Source organism: Infirmifilum sp. (assembly GCF_049970975.1).
Taxonomy (GTDB): Archaea; Thermoproteota; Thermoprotei; order Thermofilales; family Thermofilaceae; genus Thermofilum; species Thermofilum uzonense.
Genome location: NZ_JBMFLX010000074.1, coordinates 1 through 6,555, shown reverse-complemented (window position 1 = coordinate 6,555; position 6,555 = coordinate 1). Strand labels below are relative to the sequence as shown.

8 protein-coding genes are annotated in these 6,555 nt (G+C 46.8%); 5 read left to right on the top strand and 3 right to left on the bottom strand.

What is annotated here, in order from left to right; genetic code table 11:
- Positions 1-905 precede the first annotated feature (905 nt).
- The 5 genes from ACP5KC_RS08110 (at position 906) to ACP5KC_RS08090 (ending at position 4,762) form a co-directional block, all read left to right on the top strand.
- Positions 906-1,124 (top strand): hypothetical protein, encoded by a 219-nt coding sequence (locus ACP5KC_RS08110; RefSeq protein ID WP_428287227.1) that lies wholly within the window; start codon positions 906-908, stop codon positions 1,122-1,124.
- Positions 1,125-1,433: 309 nt separating this feature from the next.
- A complete protein-coding gene (locus tag ACP5KC_RS08105; protein WP_428287226.1) occupies positions 1,434-1,577 on the top strand; it encodes a hypothetical protein in 144 nt (47 codons plus the stop codon).
- A 189-nt stretch (positions 1,578-1,766) separates the two neighbouring features.
- Positions 1,767-2,165: a hypothetical protein gene (locus tag ACP5KC_RS08100; RefSeq protein WP_428287225.1), complete on the top strand. Its 399-nt coding sequence runs from the start codon at positions 1,767-1,769 to the stop codon at positions 2,163-2,165.
- Complete coding sequence (locus ACP5KC_RS08095) at positions 2,162-3,781, top strand: hypothetical protein (protein ID WP_428287224.1); 1,620 nt, start codon at positions 2,162-2,164, stop codon at positions 3,779-3,781. Before ACP5KC_RS08100 ends, ACP5KC_RS08095 begins: the two co-directional genes overlap by 4 nt.
- Before the next feature lie 84 nt (positions 3,782-3,865).
- Entirely contained in the window at positions 3,866-4,762 is an 897-nt protein-coding gene (locus ACP5KC_RS08090) for a hypothetical protein (RefSeq protein ID WP_428287223.1), read from the top strand.
- Here ACP5KC_RS08090 and ACP5KC_RS08085 read toward each other — a convergent pair.
- From ACP5KC_RS08085 to ACP5KC_RS08075, 3 genes are all read right to left on the bottom strand, one after another.
- Positions 4,727-5,617 carry a phosphoadenosine phosphosulfate reductase family protein gene (locus ACP5KC_RS08085; protein WP_428287222.1) on the bottom strand — a complete coding sequence of 297 codons (891 nt, stop codon included), beginning with the start codon at positions 5,615-5,617 and terminating at the stop codon, positions 4,727-4,729. The genes ACP5KC_RS08090 and ACP5KC_RS08085 overlap by 36 nt on opposite strands.
- A 102-nt stretch (positions 5,618-5,719) precedes the next feature.
- Positions 5,720-6,121, bottom strand: a complete 402-nt coding sequence (locus ACP5KC_RS08080; protein WP_428287221.1) for a hypothetical protein — start codon at positions 6,119-6,121, stop codon at positions 5,720-5,722.
- A gap of 90 nt (positions 6,122-6,211) precedes the next feature.
- Positions 6,212-6,418, bottom strand: coding sequence for a hypothetical protein (locus ACP5KC_RS08075; RefSeq protein WP_428287220.1), 207 nt, complete (start codon positions 6,416-6,418; stop codon positions 6,212-6,214).
- Positions 6,419-6,555: the final 137 nt, after the last annotated feature.

Below are 6,555 nucleotides of genomic sequence, written 5' to 3'. Positions count from 1 at the left end.
AAAAATCCGAGACCACCTCTTCCACAAAGGACAGGAAGTCGCCGGGCACCCGCCCTATAACCTCAAAGAACACGTTGGGCAAACCCATACACACCGCAGTCACCGTGTAGTGATCGAGTGTATGCACATAAGCACATAAATCTTCCAACATAAAGTCGACTGGTGCGTGTATTAGGACACACTGCCGTGTCCGTGTCCGGTCGCTGTAGAAAAAAGACGAATTACCCGTTGTGGCAGGCTAAGAAAAACGTTCACCGGTAGTACCTGAGGTGTTAAACGCACGCTCGATAAGCAAAAGTCGCAAGGGAATTAGAAACTAGATCTATACGTGGTCAGACCCTACCAAATGCGAGTGACCTCAAGTGCGCGGAGACTCCCATAGGAACCTTCCCGGTTTTATGAACAAGAAGTCCGAGACCAGTTCTACGACGTTGTCTAGGGTTGTGCTCGCGTAACTTTTTTACAGTGTCAAATCGCTCTTTCAGGGTCTCCTTGAAATCCTCGTGCAGACCTCACGGAAGTTTCCTTTTCCACGGACCAACCACGCTTGCCGAGCATATATATCTGTTCAGCGGGACGCTTTGTTTTCGGGCATTAAGAACGAGATTATCTCGCATATAGTTTTCGTAAAGGGCTCTCAGGTTTTTGCAAAACGCGCTCATAACCTTCAAAAAACGTGGGAAAAGAGACTTTAAAAAGAGCCTTTTCAGCCAATAATGCCAGAAATCCAGGGATTATATCCCGGCCGCCGCACCTACCCTTAATAACTCCTCTGTGGTTCACGATTAGCGCTGTGGGTGTTAACTATTGAGTGAGCTCATGCTTGCTCAGCTCCGTAGAGCCTTACCTACGTAAAGGTCCTCTCAGACGACGAAAGGTCATACTTTAGCGTGATCAAGGAGAAGTTGAGCTCCAACAGGGCAGTCGAGGCCCTCGACATAGTCATGGGCGTCCTCGGCAATTATCTCCATGGCTTGAGACAAGTGCCAGGTGAAGTGATCTTTAAGACCCTCAAATACTTAGCAGAGGCTCAGTTCAAGAATGCCGTGCTGGACGTTGATAGGTTCAGGGCGCTGGGATTAGTTAGGACAGACATGATGGTGGACCACGCCCCTCTGCTATAGGCAATAGTCCTGCCACACAGAGACGAGTACTTAAAGCGTACCCTATTGAAGTACGTGGTTGGGAACTTCGGGGAAGACGTCGAGGCAATGCTGGGCCTTGCTCACATACGTATAAGGGTCACCTGGGGAGGGGCTTCGAGGGGTTTCTAGCTAAGAAAAAGAGGAGCTGTATCAATAACCCCGAGACAACTGCGTACTACAGGAGTCTTTTCAAGAAGCACCAGGAGGTCAGGATGTTCGGTCGAAAAACGTCCGGCTGAGGCAGGCTGGAGCTCGGAGATTAAAGAGCTTATACAGGAGGGGTTTGGGGTGGGACGACTCAGCAGGTCTCATGCAAAAGATTTCTCGGAACCATTCGCGAGAATCAGGGATGAGAAATATAGCGGTTTACTCATAGTCTTGCTCGTGTATGTCTTTTATAATCGCAGAATTGCGAGCATACCGGCTTCTTGACCAACTCAAGGTTTCCACAAGGTCTTTTCCTAATGGATTTTGGCCCGTATATACACCAAGAGTTAAATCAACACAAATAAAGCCGTCACTAGTCAATCCCCACCATGAAATGTCAAGGATGCTATTTAATACCTTATGTGCGCATATTTATAAACCCCTTATGCCCATTAATATACATGGGTGCGTGATGTGCGTGGACTAATATTCCTAGGTGAAGAGGTAGTATTTGAAGATTTATTACGCGATTTAGCAGCACTCGCAATAGCATATGTGCTTGACCGGAAGGTCAATGTCCTCATAAATGGCGAAATCGAGTTGCCCAACATCAAAAGCTACAGATTTGATCACGTGGCGACGAGCGCGACTCTGCCAATAGATCTCACCAAAATCGTGACAACTACTAGTCCACGAGTAATCATTGAAGACTCTGTTTTGAAAAAGCGCTTGTATAACAGAATGTCTGAACTTAAATCAATAGATGTGCCTGTTGCATACCTCCTTGTGAACCGTAAGCCTTCAAATAACGTCGTTTTCTCGTTGAAGAAAACGGACACGTCTAACCTCTACGTGCTTGAGGTGGGAGTATGAATATGAACCTGGGCATATATGTACGAGAAATAATAGATCGCTACAATCTTGAAGAGCCTAAAAACCCTAATGCGAACGTTGATGACTTAATATTAGTTGATAACGTAGCAACAGAAACACTAAAATTACACGCATGGAACGTCACAGTTGCGATCATAACTGGTCACTGGGGGTCTGGAAAGACATATTCGGCATTAAAGCTCTTCCACGACCTTAAGAACTCAGCATATGTGACTTATGTGCCTGCTCGATACGCCAAAGGCTTAGCGCCTCAGACAAAGGTAGACAACGTACGATCTACTGTAGCAACAATCATTGCTAAGGCTCTTTCCCAGCCTCGAACTCTATCCAATGAAGTAGCAGGTGTTATTACTAACGTCAATAGTGATATAAACATGCCCATAGACAGGGAACTAAGCGAATTTCTGGAAGATTACTACCTTAAGCTGAGAGAAATGAATGCCAAGCATCTCCTTTTGCTCGACGAGCTCGAAGAGGCTATTAGGGCTGAGGAGGATTTAACAGCACTAATATACACGATGAGAATTCTAAGAAAATTATTTGACCAGTACGGTGCGGCTAGGTTAACTGTGGCTTGCTTCGTCGCGCCTTTCCAGCCCGGAACTAGGGCCTTTACGGTTGCGGGGACCTCAAAGCTCACCGACTATATTAAGTACAGGCTGAGTCGTCTTGAGGCGGAAGCGAGGTACGTACTTGATAAGACCGCCCTCATTGAGATAGATGAGATGGGGATTACTAAAGAGATCCTGCGCGGCATGTTCACTAAATCCATAGAAGTGATAAAGAAAGAAGTGAGAAAAAGACTTAACCTCGAACTAGATGTCGATTTGCGCAATGCGGACAGCGCTATAGACCTCATCGCGAAAAGCTCTAAGTGGATCAGGTTTGGACGCGACTTACTCATTGACGTAATCAGCAACGTCATGAACCAGTACGCGAAGAAAACCAATAAATACATCAGCATTAGTGCCGACTGCAAGTCTGTTGCGGAGGAGGTCATAAAGGAGATCTTGGGTCTCAAAAAGTTCGAGACGAAGTTAGGAATAGGCCTAGATCTCAAGGAAATTCTGGTAAGTGGCAGATTAACGAAAATACCTATGGACCTTAAATTCGCCGGGGAAGTAATTGAAAAAGTGCTCGCAGACGCTCTGCGAGACAAGCGTGCTAGCTTCTACAAGTTGGGCGAGAGGTCACAGATAGGCTTTCGATCTATTACGTATCTAGTAGTGGTTCGTTCCCAAGAGAGGAAAGGCCGCGAAACAATTGAGAGATCTCTGGAAATTCCCATTACCTTTTGGTTTAGGTTTACAGATGTTAACCCCGGCACCGTAGCCATGGCCAATAAAGTATTCTCTAATAAAAATGTGCTTATAATAACCACAGAAAATACAAAATTCGAGCTGAGAAGGGCTGAGGGCCCAAGAAGTTTCAGTTTGCTAGGGATAATACGGCTCCCACCGGAGATTGCGTACTACATAATTGCTGGTAGCGCCATATTCAGCGAGAAGATTAGAGAAGGGCTTCAAAAAAGGTTTGAGCAAGAGTATGCCCCTAAGATTGTGGAGAGCATAAGACAAGTACCCGGGTTGGAGTAGGGACTGGTTATGGGAATTTTAGAGAGCCTAGTGAGAGAAGTAATAAAAGGTGACGGCAAACCAAATAAAGGGCAACGCGAGCAGGTGGAAAAAGACATAAATATGGTCAAAGCTCGACTCATTGACATGAAAGGGCTTTACGTGAGGGGTCACGCCAAAGAAATCTACCTACCACTGACAGCTGACATTAGAGGTTTTTGGGGCCTTAAGGTAATAGTCAGCGAAGAAGCCCCAAGCAAAGTTGTTAAGAACTTCAAAGGGTTGGTTAGTGATCTCGCAATGCTAGAGCCAGGAAAGAAGCTACATGAATACACTGAGCGCACAAAAAGGGCAATCATGGAGTGCGTTGAGAGAACAAAACGCCTCGGGGGTATTGAGAGGGGATTAGCCTTCGTTAATAGATACCTATACGTGAATAAAGACTTTATCAAAGACGCTTTGGCCACGCTTGTACAAGAAGGAAAATCCGAAGGCTCTATAGGTATAATTGAGGCTCTGATCATTGATGAGGGGTACATGGACGTCTACAAAGAGTGCGGGAAAATTGAAGTAGGAAACAATAAGACCGACAAGTTAAAAAAGAGAATTACAACGCTTGCCAGGTTCTACGATCACGTACTGGTTCTCACGGGGGCCGCTGTTCATCTGCCACGCTCTCCAGAAGAGCTTAAGTTTGGTAAAGGAAGAGGGAAACCATATACCTTGTTCCAAACACCGTTTACCAGAGCTTTACATTTTGTTCTTACCCATCACGAAAACCCCGAGCTAGTCGACGAGTATGTGGGCGCCTACGTGGGCTTTGTGGGCCGCGTCGTAGAGGCCTTCGCGAGGCAGGAGCCGTTCGAAGTGGCTGTTGTTAGAGCAAGTAATTACTTAGATGCGTTTAAAGAGAGCTTGCCAATAACTAATTCTTCTCCAGAGGACAATGTCCTTCGCAGGTCAGTTTTAGCTTTGTGGATGCTCTTGGAGACTCTTCGCTAAGTGCGCTACTACGCGCGGTACTTGGCATTTCAAGCACTTCCTACCGCACGGATAGTACTCATTTTTTACTTCTTCTTCTTTAATTGTGACGCTTATCAAGTGGGGGTATTCCTTGGACAGCTTCACTATTTCCTCTCGCCTACCACTACACCACGCCACTAGCACTTGATACTTCAACTTCAGGAGTTGAGGTCTCTCCTTTAGAAGGCGATCTTCGACTATAAGCGGACAGAACCAGCACCCGCTTCGCTTAGCCTCGCCGTAGATCTGCTTGAGTTCTCTGTACACAAAGCCGAGCTCAGGTACCCTAGCAGAGAGCTGCTCCAACAGCTTCCACACATCTTCTGCCTTTAGGTCTAATAGTGGTGATGCGTAAACAAGCCTATCACCACCCTTTTTGATGTACCAGTCTCTCCACCTCGCCTCCTCCCTCCTGTTACCTACCAAGTTTAAGACAGGTGTTTTCTTGGAAAGTTCAAGGGCTAGGCGCTTAAACGGCTCTTCCTTAAGTCTCTTGCAACACCATCTGAAGTTCCACCTAGGGGGAGAGTACTTCGTTAGCAGAAGGTCGAAAAAAGTCCTTTCGGGTTTGGTAACATACACTTTGTAGCCTAGGCTCTTAACGATTTCCATGACCCTGTAAGACAGATCTCTGATCTCGGGAAGATCGCCACCACTATCGTTGTACACGACACTAAACTCGAAACCGCGTTCTCGAGCAAACACAAGCGTCGAGAGCAATAGAAGCGTTGAATCCTTGCCACCGCTGTAAGAAACAAGCCACAGCCAGTTTCCAGGCTTGAACATTTCGGAGAGGTCTTCTAAGCGCTCGTACACATAGGCCCACAGACTCACTTTACACCACCATGAAGCGGCCTCCTTAAATAGCGTTTATAAACCATCGAGACATGGTATTACCGTGAACTTCTTCCGGTGCAAATTCATGTAATGGAAGTCTCATACTTTTAATGCCTTGTAGCTTACAAGAGCTGGAAGCATTAAAAGTTCTTGAATTCTATCGGAGCACGGCTCGCAAATAATATGGCTAGCAATCAAATCGCAAAAGTTCGCGATTAGGTAACAATTCGTCGTAATACACAGCTGATGGTTCGCAGGGGAACGCGAGGGGTTCGTGCTGTAGTTGGCTCTGTAGTTATGGTTCACGTTTCCACGGAGTGTTCGTGAACATGATCCCGCAGTAAGCAGGCCCGTCATACCGCAAATCCTCTTCTCATAAGTGAGCCTTTTGAGTGCGTTGGCGAGCCCCAGCATCTTCTTGACGATTTCCCCGAAGTACTCGACCACTAACCTCGGCAATGCCTGCTTCAAGAACTCGCCACAGTAAGCCAGGGCTACCATAGTGGTACGAGGAGTTAGTCTATTCTGTCGTATTTCTCTGATAATTTCCAGAGCCCTGAGTCGGTCGAGGCCGCGTACCACCCACAGAACTCAGTCCCCGTTACGTACTGGAGGGTCGTATAGACGACCTCGCTCCACATTCCCTGTGTTATGAAGGTATTTGTGGAGGGCAACCTTGGATATGTCGAAAATTTTTATAACCCAGTCGTAGCTCAGCTTCTCTTTAATTCGCCGCGGTATAGTTTTCCTTGCGTTCTCCGGAAGGACCTTTGCGTCGACCTTTGTGTCAAAACTCAATAGAGCTGAGTGGCTACGTAAGCTCGCTCAACGGTTCACATACGCTCTGCGCCAACTGCGAGCCGCAGAAGGGTTATTAAGAAGGTTAGTGCGGCGGCCGGGATTTGAACCCGGGATTTCCGGCGTGGCAGGCCGGC